A 13,814-nucleotide genomic window follows, 5' to 3' on the forward strand; every position below is an offset into this window, starting at 1 on the left:
AAACATTTCTGGCAAATTAAATAATTCCACAGGGCGTGTCTAAAGGCATTTTCTTTTCCATTTTTGTGATGTTCCTTTTTATAAAGATCGTCACAAATTTTTATGGTTTCAATAGTTGCCCGGTAGGTTGGTAAAATATAGCGCGGTTTACTTATAAAAACTTTAGAGACTGCGAACAGTTCTTTAAAGTTCATATTTTTAATCCGCGCCCAGACTGCCACTAATTAGCTTTATATTCTTTTACCGCATCTACAAAAGCTTTTGCGTTTTCTACTGGAATATCAGGTAAAATACCGTGTCCCAGGTTTACGATATAGCTATCCTTTCCAAATTCATTAATCATTTGGGTAACCATTCTTTTGATCTCTGAAGGTGGAGAATATAATCTTGAAGGATCAAAATTACCCTGTAAGGTGATTCTTCCGCCACTTAAATAACGCGCATTCCTTGCGCTAAGCGTCCAGTCTACCCCTAAAGCTGAAGCTCCCGAATTTGCCATTTCGTGAAGGGCAAACCAGCATCCTTTTCCAAAGGCGATAACCGGGATTTTATCTTTTAAGGCATCAATGATCTGCTGAATATATTTCCAGGAAAATTCCTGGTAATCTACAGGACTTAACATTCCGCCCCAGGAATCAAAAATTTGAACCGCATCAACTCCGGCTGCAACTTTTGCTTTTAAGTAGGCGATAGTTGTATCGGTGATTTTTTGTAATAATTGGTGCGCAGCCACCGGATTAGTAAAGCAAAATTTCTTCGCTTTATCAAAGTTTTTTGAACCCTGTCCTTGCACGGCGTAGCATAGAATTGTCCACGGGGAACCGGCAAAACCAATTAGCGGAACTTCGTTATTCAATTCCTGTTTGGTCATTTTAATGGCATCCATCACGTAGCCTAAAGTTTCATCAATATCCGGAACTATTACATTGTCTACATCTTTAGCGGTACGAATTGGGTTTGGTAGCCATGGGCCAAGACCGGGTTTCATTTCTACCTCGATATTCATTGCCTGCGGAATCACCAAAATGTCACTAAATAGAATTGCGGCATCAGTCCCTATTTGATGAATAGGCATCACGGTAATTTCGGTTGCTAATTCAGGGGTTCTGCAGCGTGTGAAAAAGTCGTATTTTTCTTTAAGCTTCATAAAATCGGGAAGGTAACGGCCTGCCTGGCGCATCATCCAAACCGGTGGACGTTCTACCGTTTCTCCTTTTAAAGCTTTTACAAATAGATCGTTTTTTATCATTTTTTAAAATATTTCACCACCTGCACAATCACATTTTCAATAGAAGGCTTGGTAGCGGTTATTATATTGTTTGTATGTTTCCTGGCTTCTGCAGCGGTGGTATTTCCTATGCAAAAAGCGGTAGTATCGTTCACTTGGTTTTTGGCCGTAAAACTCTGCACTGCACTGGGGCTAAAAAATAATATTCCATCAAATTCCTGGGAAAATGCCCTGGGGCTTAATGTAGTTTTATAGACTTCAATTTCCTTAAAATTTATTCGATTCTTTTTAAGGATTTCCGGAATATCATCTCTTCTTTTATTTCCGCAGAAAAAAATAAAGTTTTCTTCAGAATATTTTTGAATAATTATTTCAGCTAAATCTTTCCCGTAATCTGCAATTTCCTGAATGTGAAATCCGTGTTCGTTGGCTAAATCTGCGGTTTTTTCACCTACACAGAAACAATTTTTAACCTGAACCTTTCCTGAAACCGCATTTACAGAGTTTTTACTGGTGAAAATGGCGTTTTTTATTTCTTTTGAAGGAAGCTTAAAATCGGTGGTTTCAGTATTAATCGCATTATATTCTACCAAACTTAATCCAGAATTCAGAAATAATTGCTTCTGGGAATTACTGAGTTTTTTGGTAGAGAGAATGCTCTTCATTCATAAAGTTTTAGATGATAATTAGCCTTCGGTATTAATTACAGCCTTAATTTCCTGCATCAATTTTGCACCACCATTGCTAAGAATTTCTTCTGCACAACGCCTTCCAAAATTCTCAATTTCATTTATAGCAACTGTTTTTTCAACGCCTATTTTTTCTTTTCCGTTTAAACTAAAAAGTGCACCTTTAAAATAAACAAGATCTTTGTCTACCGTAGCTAAAGCTCCAATTGGTGCGGTACAACCACCTTCCAGAACCTTTAAAAATTCACGTTCAATATGTACGGTAATTTCAGATTCTTTATGGTTTAATAATGCAAGTGCTTTACGGGTAAATTTATCTTCCTGCATTGCCACTACGAGCATTGCGCCCTGTGCGGGTGCGGGAATCATCCAGTTGAGATCTACAAAATTTTCTGGCTTTAATGCGATACGTTCCAACCCGGCGGCAGCGAAAATAGCTCCGTTCCAGTTATTATCGTCTAATTTTTTCATTCTGGTGTTTACGTTTCCACGTAAATCTACCACTTTATGAGTAGGATATTGGTTGAGCCACTGGGCTTTACGGCGTAAACTTCCGGTAGCGATAGTACCGTCGCTTTTCAGGAAATCCAGGCCTTTATGAATAAGAATATCTTTGGTGTTGGCACGTTTTAAAACCGCAGCTTCAACAATGCCCTTAGGTAGTGCTGTGGGTACATCTTTCATAGAATGTACCGCAATATCAATTTTACCTTTAATCATGGCTACATCCAGGGTTTTGGTAAAAATCCCGGTGATGCCCATTTCGTAAAGCGGCTGATCTAAATTTAGGTCACCGGTAGATTTAACGGGAACTAGCTCGGTTTTATGACCGGCTTTTTCCAGTGCGTTTTGCACTGTTTTTGCCTGCCAAAGTGCGAGTTCGCTGTCCCTGGTGCCAATGCGAATTATTTTGCTCATTTTACCTGTTCTTCAAGCTGAAATACTTTCTGGATCAATTCCAGGCTTTCATCGGTAGTTGTGGAATCTCCTTTTAAATGATTGGCAAAGTGTTTCATAATTTTTTGAATAATCCTGTCACTCACAATCTCTGCCTGCTCATCGTTGAAATCTGAAATTTTTCTACGCTGAAAATCAAGTTCGGCATCTTTCATACTTCTAAGCTTTTTCTTTAAAGCTTTTATGGTAGGTGCAAATTTTCGGGTTTCCAGCCATTTATTAAAATCGGTTTCTACCTCTTTAATAATGGCTTCGGCTTCAGGAATAAACTGTTTTCTACGTTCTAAATTCTGATCGGTAATTTTTGAAAGCTGATCCAGGTGCACCAACTTTACGTTAAGCAAATGCGCTACATCTTCTGAAACATTCTTAGGTATAGAAAGGTCTAAAACCAACAAATTTTTGTTGGAATAGATTAATTCTTTAGAAATAGTAGGGTTCTGTGCTCCCGTGGCGACAATTAAAATGTCGGTATTTCTAATTTCTGCCTGTAAATCGGCATAATCTTTTACAATAAGGTTGAATTTACCCGCAATTTTTTCCGCTTTGTCCTTGGTGCGATTAATAAGGGTAATATGTTCGTTTTGTGTGTGCTTTATAAGATTTTCACAGGTATTTCTTCCAATTTTACCTGTCCCAAAAAGCAAAATATTTTTATCTGAAACGTTTGGAACGTTATCTAATATGTATTGAACCGAAGCAAAAGACACCGATGTGGCTCCTGTAGAAATTTCGGTTTCATTTTTAATACGTTTACTGGCTTGAATTACGGCATTTACCAGTCGTTCTAAAAAAGCATTTACCAGGCCGTGTTTCTTGGAACGGGCAAAAGCAACTTTTAACTGACTAATAATTTCAAAATCGCCAAGAATCTGACTATCTAAACCGGTACCCACCCTAAACATATGAGAGATTGCCTGCTTATTTTTATGCACATAAGCCACTTTTTCAAATTCTTCTACCGTGCCGTGGGTATGCTCACAAAGTAATTTAATAAGTTGAAAAGGGTGTTGTGCAAAACCGTAGATTTCGGTGCGGTTACAGGTAGAGGTTACAAGAATGGCATCAATACCTTCCTCTTTAGCTTGTTTAAGCAAGCCTTGTTTAGCTTCTTCATTTAAACTAAAATGTCCTCTTATCTCTGCATCGGCCTTTTTGTAGCTAAGACCTATGGTGTAAAAATGTTTTCCGCTTGCAATATGATAATCTTCCATGAACCTATTTAGGGTATTCGGGACAAAATTAAACTAATCCTAAACCAAAAAGTAACGCTCAAAGTACTTTTTGTATCGCTTTCAGTTATTTTAGGTTTTTTATAACTTTAAAAAATAGTAAATACTTACTTTTGCAGTAGTGATAGTCGGTTTAGAGCAAACAGTTTAGAATTATTCTAAATAGACTTAAATTCAAAAAAATGATCTTAGAAGATAAAAATAACGCTGTAGGATTTATTGAAGAGCTGAAAATTGAAGATGGTTTTTATCTTTTAAAGTTTCAAAATGAAACCACTGAGAATCAGAAAATTATTAGGAATATAGATAGTAGCTTTATCCAGTTTCATTTTAATTTAAAAGGCGCCAGCAAGTTTTTGTTCAACAATAATAAATATGAACTTCCGCTTAATGGAGAAAGCTCTTTGCTTTTGTACAATCCGCAGCAAGATCTGCCCCTAAATTTGGTTTTGGAACCAAATTCCTGGTTAATTTCGCTGGTAATTTCTATTAAAAAGTTCCATTCTCTCTTTTCACAGGAAGCCGGTTATATCACTTTTTTAAGTGCCGATAATAAAGATAAAAAGTATTATAAAGATGCACCCATTTCTCCATCTATGGCCATTGTACTCAACCAGGTAATGAATTTTAATCTTACACCAAGTATTAAAAATCTCTATTTTAAAGGAAAAGCTTATGAATTGTTGAGTCTATATTTTAACAGGACAGAAGACCCTAATGTAGAACAATGTCCTTTTCTTAGTGACGAAGAAAATATTATAAAAATTAGAAAAGCTAAAGATATTGTAATTTCCAGGATGGCCGAGCCGCCTTCGCTTCAGGAATTATCAGATGAAATTGGCCTGAGTCTTAAAAAACTTAAAGAAGGTTTTAAGCAAATTTATGGCGATTCGGTGTACAGTTTTCTTTTCGATTATAAAATGGAATATGCCCGGAAACTTTTAGATAGTGGCGATTTTAACGTGAACGAAGTTGGTTTAAAAGTGGGCTACAGTACCGCAAGTCATTTTATTGCTGCTTTTAAGAAAAAATTTGGCACTACGCCCAAGAAGTATATTATGTCTTTAACTTCAAATTCTTAGCTCTATGTTTAAAAAATTTGTCGCCGTTTATATGCTCATCTTTTTCGGTTTCCTTTCAGGAAATGCCCAAGGAACAAAAGATGAAGATGAAAAAGATAAAAAAGAAGTGCTTTTATTTTATAAAACCGAAGGTTTCTGGCATAATTCCATTCCCACCGGGAGAACTTTTATTGAAGACCTCGGCGAAGACCATGATTTTGAAGTGACCTCTACTAAAGATGCCGATAATTTTCATAGCGAAGATCTTAAAAAATATGATTTAGTGATTTTTTTGAATACTACCGGAAATGTTTTTGATGAAAAGGAACAGGAAGGCTTCAAAAATTATATAGAAAATGGCGGTAATTTCTTCGGAATTCATGCTGCTGCAGATACCGAAGGGGATTGGCCCTGGTTTGTAGAACTGGTTGGTGGCTTTTTTGATGGGCATCCAGAAGTTCAACAAGCTGATATAAAATTAAATATGCCTAAACATCCCGCGGTTTCTCACCTGCCAAAAGTATGGACCAGAACTGACGAATGGTATAATTACAGAAACCTAAACCCTAAAATGCAGGTACTTTTGTATCTTGATGAGAATTCGTACCAGGGTGGTACTAACGGTGAAGAACATCCCATTGCCTGGTTTAGGGAAACGGGCCACGGCGGAGTTTCAATTTATACTGGGTTGGGACATACCATTCAGTCTTATATTGAGCCGTTATTTCAGGAACATATTCTACAGAGTATTTTATTTGCGTTAGACAAAACAAAAAACTAAATCCTCTATTAAGGCATAAAAAAGTGTAATAATGTAATACTTAATTACACTTTTAATAAACCTATTTTTGAAGTTGAAAAAGAAAAATATGAGTAAAGGCGTACTATTGGTAAATTTGGGCTCTCCAAAAAGCACCGACCCGAAAGATGTAAAGGAATACCTGGACGAATTTTTAATGGACGAACGTGTAATTGACGTTCCCTATTGGGCCAGGGTACTTTTGGTAAGGGGAATTGTACTAAATACAAGACCCAAAAAATCGGCGGAAGCTTACCAAAAAATTTGGTGGGACGAGGGTTCACCCCTAATTGTTTTATCAGAACGCCTTCAGTACAAAATGGATAAAAACACCTCTGTGCCAATTGCTTTGGCAATGCGTTATGGAGAACCAAGTATAAAATCGGGGCTTCAGGAATTGTATGATAAAGGAGTAGACGAAGTTTTGCTTTTTCCATTATATCCTCAATTCGCCATGGCTACTACCGAAACTATTTTAGTTTTAGCCGAAGAGCTTAGGAAAGAACATTTTCCGGAAATGCAATTCACCACAATGCCGCCTTTTTATAATCACTCAGACTATATTCGGGTTTTAGCTGAAAGTATTTCAGAGAAATTAAAAGGGAAAGATTTTCAGCATTTATTGTTTTCTTATCACGGGGTCCCAGAGCGACATATTAGGAAAAGTGATGTTACTAAATCCCACTGTAAAATTGATGGAAGTTGTTGCCAAACGCCTTCAGCAGCGCATCAATTTTGCTATCGTCACCAGTGTTTTGAAACTACAAGGCTTGTAGCTGAATATTTAGAATTAAAAGAGAATTCATATAGCGTTTCCTTTCAGTCGCGTTTAGGTTTCGACCCTTGGTTACAACCTTATACCGATAGAACTATAGAACGATTCGGGAAACAGGGAATGAAAAAATTGGCTATTGTAACCCCCGCTTTTATTTCAGATTGTTTAGAAACTTTAGAAGAAATAGCGATGGAGGGCGAAGAGATTTTTCACGAAGTTGGCGGGGAAGAATTTACAGTAGTTCCCTGTCTTAACGATAGGGACGATTGGGTGAACGTACTTTCTCGTTGGGTAGATGAGTGGGCGCATCAAAAGCCCGTTGAAGCGTAATGGCCTCGGTGAATTCTCGAAACCTCGGAGAAAAATCAATAGGTAAATTACTTGTACAGCAAGCGGCACCGGCTTCGGTAGGAATCCTGGTCATGTCGCTTAATATTTTAATCGATACCATTTTTGTAGGAAACTGGATTGGCTCTACCGCTATTGCAGCGATAAATGTAGTGCTTCCGGTTTCGTTTTTTATCGCCGCCCTGGGAATGGCTATTGGCATTGGTGGTTCTTCTATAATATCAAGAGCGCTGGGTGCCGATGATCGGAAAAAGGCACTTAAAACTTTCGGAAACCAGATAAGTCTTACCCTAATTCTTACTATTGGTTTAGTAATTATAGGTCTTCTTTTCGTGGATTCGCTTATTCCTGCTTTTGGCGGAAAAGGCGATATTTTTGAACCGGCAAAAGTTTACTATACCATTGTACTTTATGGGGTGCCTTTCCTGGCGCTTTGTATGATGGGCAATACGGTAATTCGTGCCGAAGGAAAACCAAAATTCGCCATGATTGCCATGATAATTCCCTCTGTGGCAAACTTAGTTCTAGATTATATTTTTATAAATCAAATGGAGCTTGGTATGTGGGGCGCGGCCTGGGCTACCACGGCTTCTTATCTTTTTTGTTTTGCCTATGTTTTTTGGTTTTTCCTTTCCAAAAATTCTGAACTTAGAATTAGTTTACCAGATTTTGGTCTTAATAAACCCATTCTTAGAGAAATTGGCTCCCTTGGCTTTGTTACTTTATCCCGGCAAGCGGTAGTAAGTGTAATCTACCTGCTTATGAATAATATTTTGTTTGACCTTGGCGGGGAAGATGCCGTGGCGATTTATGCAATTATAGCCAGGATGCTCATGTTTGCACTCTTTCCCGTATTGGGGGTTACACAGGGATTTTTGCCAATTGCCGGATTTAATTATGGTGCCGAAAAATATCAAAGGGTTCGTAAAAGTATAAATACGGCTATTTTATATGCTTGTGGTTTGGGTTTGCTGGTATTTGGGGGGATTATGTTTTTTTCTGAAGAAATTGTTCGCATTTTCACTAAAAATCCAACAATTATTGCGGAAACTCCTGCTGCAATGCGCTGGGTTTTTGCCGCGACTCCAATTGTAGCAATTCAGCTTATTGGGGCTGCTTATTTTCAAGCCGTGGGTAAAGCCGTACCGGCATTGTTGCTTACTTTGTCCAGGCAGGGTTTCTTTTTTATTCCGTTAATTTTAATTTTACCTAATTATTTTGGGGAAATAGGGGTGTGGATTTCCTTTCCTATTGCCGATTTACTTTCAACAGTGGTTACTGCCTATTTTTTAAACCGGGAAATGAGATTAAAATTAAAGCCTAAAACCTCCTGATATTTCTGCTGAAGAAAAATTCATAAATCCCTATCTTTGTTAGAAAGCCTGAAATAATGGATAAAGAAGCTCTAAAAATAGAATTGATTCAGAAGATTATTGCTTGTAATGATATCGCTTTGCTGAAGCAAGTTCAAGATTTATTGCAGGGAGTAAATGCTCATGAATCGGGAGAAGAATATGAATTAACTACTACAAATTCCGTTGTTCCAGATCGAATTTATGAGCAATTGGAAAAAGATTTCAAAGCTTATCAAAATAAAGAGATACAATCTGAAGAATGGGAGAAAGTTGAGCATGAGTTGAAAGAAAAATATGGATTATAAGATAAGAATGGTATTCATCCAGGAATCTGAAAGCGGGAAAAGAGCTTTTAAAGGAAATTAACTTAATATATGATCTTTTACGTTTTGATCCTTATTTATTTAATGAAATTAAGAAAGGTTATAGGCAGGTACCCTTAAAAAAATTTCCATTTCTCATTATTTACAGGATTTTTAAAGATCAAATTTTAATTCAGTCTGTCTTCAACACCCATCAAAACCCAACCAAAAAACCTTAATCTGTGATAGAATATTACCAGTACATAAAAGCTTTGCACCTTATTTTTGTAATTACATGGTTTGCCGGGCTTTTTTATATTCCGCGTTTATTTATTTACCATATAGAAGCTACTCAAAAACCTGAACCCGATAAAAGTATTCTTGCCAACCAGTTTAAACTAATGACTAAAAGGTTGTGGTTTATAATTACCTGGCCTTCGGCTATTTTAGCGAGTTTATTTGCTTTTCTTTTACTTTATTTAGCACCGGGATGGCTTTCGCAAGATTGGATGTTGGTAAAATTGGGTTTCGTTGTGTTACTGTATGCCTACCATATTAAATGTCATCTTATTTTTAAAGAACTTCAAAATGATGTGGTAAAATGGACATCCAATCAAATGAGATTATGGAACGAAGGTTCTACTTTAATTCTTTTTGCGGTTATTTTTTTAGTGATTATAAAAGATGCTCTAAACTGGATCTACGGAGTTTTAGGAATATTTTTATTGGCGGGAATTCTTATGCTGGGAATTAAAATGTATAAGCGAATTAGAACTAAAAACCCCGATGCCTAATTGGTGTGATAATTGATTAATTTGCGCTAATAATTGTTTATGAAGCTTTCAAAACTTTCTTTAAGTACCCGCATATTTATCTCCATGATTTTATTGGTGCTGGGAGCTTCAATTTTAATTGTTGGGATTACAGTTTATCAATATAAGCTGGAAGCCGAAAACTACCACCGCGAACGCCTGGAAAGAAAGGAACAGGCTATTAGGGAAAATATAAAGTTTATTCTCGCCAGTACCACCTACCTGATTAATACCGAGAATATTGATATGATCTTTGGTGAGCGAAATAAGATTCACGAAATGGCCCAGGTGCACGAGATGCAAATTAATATTTATGATTTTCAGGGTCAACTTTTAATAAAATCAGATCAATCTTTCTTTAGGGATACCACAGATAATCAACTGGATAAAGATATTCTGCGAAAACTGGAACGCTCAGAAAACAAACGATATATTGAGAAAACCGAAATTAATGGGCAAAAATTTCAGTCTTCATATACTTATATTTTAGATAAAAAATTTAAACCCCTGGCCATCCTTTACCTGCCCTATGTTCAGGATGATACGGTTTTAAATAGGGACTTGAATAATTTTCTCTTAAGAATGCTGGAGGTGTATTTGTTTATGCTTGTTTTGGCGATTATTATGTCTTATTTTCTTTCTAAATATATCACCAAATCCCTTAAAATTATTTCTGATAAAATTACTGAAACCCGCCTGGATAAACGCAACCAGAAAATAGATATAAATAACGCTTCCGAAGAGATTTATACGCTCGTGGCTGCGTATAATAGTATGATAGACGAGTTGGAAGAAAGCGCGGTAAAACTGGCCGCCGGCGAAAGGGAACAGGCGTGGCGGGAGATGGCCAAACAGGTAGCTCATGAAATTAAAAATCCGTTAACTCCAATGCGCTTAAGCGTACAAAGTTTTGAACGGAATTTTGATAAAAACGATCCCGAAATTGAAGCAAAAGTAGCCGAATATTCTACCACACTTATTAATCAGATAGATACGATGAGTTCTATTGCTGAAGCTTTTTCGAATTTTGCGAAAATGCCCGCTCAACAAAACGAAATGCTGAATGTTCCAAAAATTGTAAAATTGGCACTGGATATTTTTAATGAAGATTATATTCAGTTTTCCAGCGAAAAAGAAGAAATTCTCGCAAAATTTGATAGAACGCAACTCATTAGGGTAATTACCAATTTGGTTAAAAATGCCATTCAGGCAATGGATAAACAGAAAAATCCGCGTATAATGGTAAGTATTCACGAGGAAGAAAAGAATGTTTGTGTGATCATTTCAGATAACGGTGCGGGTATTTCCGAAGAAAATATAGAGAAAGTTTTTGAACCTAAATTTACTACTAAATCCAGCGGAATGGGTCTTGGCCTTGCTATGGTAAAGAATATTGTGGAAACTTATAATGGAAGTATTAACTTTACTTCTAAGCCAGGAAGGGGCACAACTTTTAAGCTGCGTTTTCCTAAATAATAAAGAACGAACCAAAAATTTTAAATATGGAATTCGAAAATATTTTAACCGAAAATAACGACGGTATTTTACAAATTACGATTAACCGTCCTAAAAAATTAAACGCTTTAAACCGCGACACCATTGAAGAATTGCATCAGGCTTTTACTGAAGCAAAAGAAGATGAAGAAGTAAAAGTGATCATTCTAACCGGAACGGGAGAAAAAGCTTTTGTTGCCGGTGCAGATATTAGTGAATTTGCCGATTTCTCTCCGGAAGAAGGTCGCGAACTTGCAGCTGAAGGTCAGGCGAAATTATTCGATTTTGTAGCGAATTTTCCTAAACCGGTTATTGCCGCGGTAAATGGTTTTGCCCTTGGTGGCGGACTCGAATTGGCCATGGCAGCACATTTTAGAATAGCCAGTGATAATGCCAAAATGGGACTTCCTGAGACTTCACTTGGCGTAATTCCCGGTTACGGCGGCACGCAAAGACTTCCGCAATTAGTAGGAAAAGGCCGAGCGATGGAAATGATTATGACCGCTGGAATGATAGATGCCAACCAGGCGCTTCAGTATAATCTTGTGAATCACGTTTGCGAGCCCGAAGAATTGATAGAATTTACCGAAAAGATTGCAGGAAAAATTATGAAGAATTCCTTAGTGGCTATAAGCGCCGCAATTCGAGCTATAAATTCAAATTACGAAGATGGCGTAAATGGTTTTGAAGTGGAAATTAGTGAATTTGGAAACTCTTTTGGAACCGAAGATTTTGAGGAGGGAACTTCAGCATTTTTGAATAAACGCAAAGCCGATTTTCCGGGTAACTAAAATAAAAGCTTTAGCGTCCAGAGTTTAATTTTTGGATGTTAAAGCTTATTTTTTACTCTATAAATAGGATATATTCCATAAATTTGTAATATGTCCAATAATAATAAAGATTTTATCTACGGAAGGGGTGCGCAGCTAAATGTGCATAACCGATTTGACCCACACGATCATGAATTTCGTGATGATTTTCTCAACCATTGCGCTACTGAAGGCGATGAGGTGCAAAATTCTAAAACGGTTTTAATAGATACTTTTCCTAAAACTATTGTAAATAAAGTGAACAGTCCAGATGTTGGGATGGGATTTTCGTTAAATCCTTATCAAGGCTGTGAACACGGTTGTATTTATTGTTACGCCCGTAATTCTCATGAATATTGGGGTTATAGTGCGGGACTTGATTTTGAACAAAAAATCCTGGTAAAAAGAAATGCGGTAGAACTGCTGCAAAAGAAGATTAGTAGTAAAAAGTGGGAGGCTACCCCTATTGTGCTATCCGGTAATACAGATTGTTATCAGCCAATCGAAAAAAAACTAAAAATTACGAGACAGCTGCTTCAAACCTTTTTAAAGTATAAACATCCGGTTGGTATTATCACTAAAAACGCCCTGGTACAGCGGGATATAGATATTTTAAAAGACCTGGCTGCAGATAATTTGGTTCAGGTTAGCTTATCGGTCACTTCCCTCGAGGAAGAAATCCGTAGAATTTTGGAACCCAGAACGGCCAGTATTAAAAAACGACTGGAAACTATAGAAAAGCTTTCTGTAGCTGGTATTCCTGTGAGCGTGATGATGGCGCCAATAATTCCCTCAATAAATTCCCACGAAATTATGCCGCTGGTGAAAGAAGTAGCCGAGAGGGGTGCGCTGGGTGTTGGCTATACAATTGTTAGATTAAACGGAGCTATTGGAGGCATTTTTACCGATTGGATTAGGAAAGCGATGCCAGACAGGGCCGATAAAGTTTTGCATCAAATAGAAAGTGTTCACGGTGGAAGTTTAAACGATAGCAGGTTTGGCACAAGAATGAAAGGCGAAGGTGAATTTGCCAGCCAGGTGGCACAGCAATTCAAAATTGCTAAAGCAAAATATCTAAAGGGAAGAGAAAGGCCGGTTTTAAATTGCGATTTACACGAGCAATACAAAGACGGACAAATGAAGCTTTTTTGAATGACTCTCGTGAAATTTAAGATGAATTTATAAGCTTAAAGCTGAAATCATTAATATTTTAGAGAACGGAGAACGGAGAACGGAGAACGGAGAACAGAGAACAGAGAATATGCCAGAACTACCCGAAGTTGCCTATCAGAAAAAATATGCCGATGCTACTATTCTGCATAAGAAGATCGTAAAAGTAGAAACCGGTGATAAAAAGATCTACCAGTCGGCTAAATGTGAATTCGAGGAAACCCTAAAAGAGAATCAATTTATTGGGAGTGATCGTTTAGGAAAATATCTTTTCCTGAATTTAAAAAATAAAGGAGTTTTGGTGGTACATTTTGGGATGACCGGGAAACTGGAGTATTATCAACACGAAGAAATACCTAAATATGCACAACTCACACTTACTTTTGAAGACCATTCCCGGGTTTCTTTTACCTGTCCGCGTAAATTTGGAAAGCTTTATTTAGCTGAAAGTCTGGTTAAATTTCAGAAAGAGAACGGTCTGGGAGTTGATGCTCTTGCTCTTACAAGAGAACAATTTTTTGAAATTTTAGAAGGTAAAACCGGGACCATAAAAGCTCTGCTAATGAATCAAAAACTCATCGCCGGAATTGGGAATTTATATGCTGATGAAATACTTTTTCAGGTTAAAATTCATCCGGCCACGAAGGTTAACGAACTCTCTGAAGAAGATAAATTAAAGATTTACAATAAAATTGAAGAAGTACTGGAGGTAGTTAAAAAAGTCAGGGAAGAAGGGCAAAAACTACCCGAAAGCTATATCACTACCGTTCGTAAAAAAGGTGC

At 37.1% G+C, this 13,814-nt stretch carries 14 protein-coding genes and 1 pseudogene; 10 read left to right on the plus strand and 5 right to left on the minus strand.

Annotated elements, in window-relative coordinates:
- The 5 genes and pseudogenes from AACZ30_RS09485 to hemA form a co-directional block, all read right to left on the minus strand.
- A pseudogene (locus AACZ30_RS09485) lies at nt 1-194 on the minus strand (hypothetical protein); the annotation flags it as partial.
- A gap of 26 nt (nt 195-220) precedes the next feature.
- On the minus strand, nt 221-1,249 hold the full coding sequence (gene hemE / locus AACZ30_RS09490; RefSeq protein WP_339649035.1) for a uroporphyrinogen decarboxylase: 1,029 nt from the start codon (nt 1,247-1,249) through the stop codon (nt 221-223).
- Complete coding sequence (locus AACZ30_RS09495; RefSeq protein WP_339649036.1) at nt 1,246-1,893, minus strand: uroporphyrinogen-III synthase; 648 nt, start codon at nt 1,891-1,893, stop codon at nt 1,246-1,248. Before AACZ30_RS09495 ends, hemE begins: the two co-directional genes overlap by 4 nt.
- Nucleotides 1,894-1,914: 21 nt before the next feature.
- Nucleotides 1,915-2,835, minus strand: coding sequence for a hydroxymethylbilane synthase (gene hemC / locus AACZ30_RS09500; protein WP_339649037.1), 921 nt, complete (start codon nt 2,833-2,835; stop codon nt 1,915-1,917).
- Complete coding sequence (gene hemA, locus AACZ30_RS09505) at nt 2,832-4,088, minus strand: glutamyl-tRNA reductase (RefSeq protein WP_075325504.1); 1,257 nt, start codon at nt 4,086-4,088, stop codon at nt 2,832-2,834. The genes hemC and hemA overlap by 4 nt, the downstream gene beginning before the upstream one ends.
- A gap of 200 nt (nt 4,089-4,288) precedes the next feature.
- Between hemA and AACZ30_RS09510 the strand changes: the two genes are divergently transcribed.
- From AACZ30_RS09510 to AACZ30_RS09555, 10 genes are all read left to right on the plus strand, one after another.
- On the plus strand, nt 4,289-5,188 hold the full coding sequence (locus tag AACZ30_RS09510; RefSeq protein ID WP_075325505.1) for an AraC family transcriptional regulator: 900 nt from the start codon (nt 4,289-4,291) through the stop codon (nt 5,186-5,188).
- 4 nt (nt 5,189-5,192) lie between these two features.
- Nucleotides 5,193-5,948, plus strand: coding sequence for a ThuA domain-containing protein (locus tag AACZ30_RS09515; protein ID WP_075325506.1), 756 nt, complete (start codon nt 5,193-5,195; stop codon nt 5,946-5,948).
- Nucleotides 5,949-6,036: 88 nt separating this feature from the next.
- Nucleotides 6,037-7,071 carry a ferrochelatase gene (hemH, locus tag AACZ30_RS09520; RefSeq protein ID WP_339649038.1) on the plus strand — a complete coding sequence of 345 codons (1,035 nt, stop codon included), beginning with the start codon at nt 6,037-6,039 and terminating at the stop codon, nt 7,069-7,071.
- Nucleotides 7,071-8,423 carry an MATE family efflux transporter gene (locus AACZ30_RS09525; protein WP_339649039.1) on the plus strand — a complete coding sequence of 451 codons (1,353 nt, stop codon included), beginning with the start codon at nt 7,071-7,073 and terminating at the stop codon, nt 8,421-8,423. Before hemH ends, AACZ30_RS09525 begins: the two co-directional genes overlap by 1 nt.
- Nucleotides 8,424-8,479: 56 nt before the next feature.
- Entirely contained in the window at nt 8,480-8,749 is a 270-nt protein-coding gene (locus tag AACZ30_RS09530; protein ID WP_339649040.1) for a hypothetical protein, read from the plus strand.
- A gap of 242 nt (nt 8,750-8,991) precedes the next feature.
- A complete protein-coding gene (locus tag AACZ30_RS09535; RefSeq protein ID WP_339649045.1) occupies nt 8,992-9,540 on the plus strand; it encodes a CopD family protein in 549 nt (182 codons plus the stop codon).
- A 39-nt stretch (nt 9,541-9,579) separates the two neighbouring features.
- A complete protein-coding gene (locus tag AACZ30_RS09540) occupies nt 9,580-11,034 on the plus strand; it encodes an ATP-binding protein (RefSeq protein ID WP_208223903.1) in 1,455 nt (484 codons plus the stop codon).
- Nucleotides 11,035-11,060: 26 nt separating this feature from the next.
- Nucleotides 11,061-11,843 carry an enoyl-CoA hydratase-related protein gene (locus AACZ30_RS09545; RefSeq protein ID WP_339649041.1) on the plus strand — a complete coding sequence of 261 codons (783 nt, stop codon included), beginning with the start codon at nt 11,061-11,063 and terminating at the stop codon, nt 11,841-11,843.
- A gap of 90 nt (nt 11,844-11,933) precedes the next feature.
- Complete coding sequence (locus tag AACZ30_RS09550) at nt 11,934-13,013, plus strand: PA0069 family radical SAM protein (protein WP_339649042.1); 1,080 nt, start codon at nt 11,934-11,936, stop codon at nt 13,011-13,013.
- Between the two features lie 109 nt (nt 13,014-13,122).
- A partial coding sequence (locus AACZ30_RS09555) for a DNA-formamidopyrimidine glycosylase family protein (RefSeq protein WP_339649044.1) occupies nt 13,123-13,814 on the plus strand: 692 nt, incomplete at its 3' end.

Origin of the sequence: uncultured Salegentibacter sp. (genome assembly GCF_963972535.1) — a bacterium.
Taxonomy (GTDB): Bacteria; Bacteroidota; Bacteroidia; order Flavobacteriales; family Flavobacteriaceae; genus Salegentibacter.

Excerpts from the sequence above, each read along its gene's own strand:
- hemE (WP_339649035.1), bottom strand. The coding sequence starts at position 1,249 with ATGATAAAAAACGATCTATTTGTAAAAGCTTTAAAAGGAGAAACGGTA.
- AACZ30_RS09495 (WP_339649036.1), bottom strand. The coding sequence starts at position 1,893 with ATGAAGAGCATTCTCTCTACCAAAAAACTCAGTAATTCCCAGAAGCAA.
- hemC (WP_339649037.1), bottom strand. The coding sequence starts at position 2,835 with ATGAGCAAAATAATTCGCATTGGCACCAGGGACAGCGAACTCGCACTT.
- hemA (WP_075325504.1), bottom strand. The coding sequence starts at position 4,088 with ATGGAAGATTATCATATTGCAAGCGGAAAACATTTTTACACCATAGGT.
- AACZ30_RS09510 (WP_075325505.1), top strand. The coding sequence starts at position 4,289 with ATGATCTTAGAAGATAAAAATAACGCTGTAGGATTTATTGAAGAGCTG.
- AACZ30_RS09515 (WP_075325506.1), top strand. The coding sequence starts at position 5,193 with ATGTTTAAAAAATTTGTCGCCGTTTATATGCTCATCTTTTTCGGTTTC.
- hemH (WP_339649038.1), top strand. The coding sequence starts at position 6,037 with ATGAGTAAAGGCGTACTATTGGTAAATTTGGGCTCTCCAAAAAGCACC.
- AACZ30_RS09525 (WP_339649039.1), top strand. The coding sequence starts at position 7,071 with ATGGCCTCGGTGAATTCTCGAAACCTCGGAGAAAAATCAATAGGTAAA.
- AACZ30_RS09530 (WP_339649040.1), top strand. The coding sequence starts at position 8,480 with ATGGATAAAGAAGCTCTAAAAATAGAATTGATTCAGAAGATTATTGCT.
- AACZ30_RS09540 (WP_208223903.1), top strand. The coding sequence starts at position 9,580 with ATGAAGCTTTCAAAACTTTCTTTAAGTACCCGCATATTTATCTCCATG.
- AACZ30_RS09545 (WP_339649041.1), top strand. The coding sequence starts at position 11,061 with ATGGAATTCGAAAATATTTTAACCGAAAATAACGACGGTATTTTACAA.
- AACZ30_RS09550 (WP_339649042.1), top strand. The coding sequence starts at position 11,934 with ATGTCCAATAATAATAAAGATTTTATCTACGGAAGGGGTGCGCAGCTA.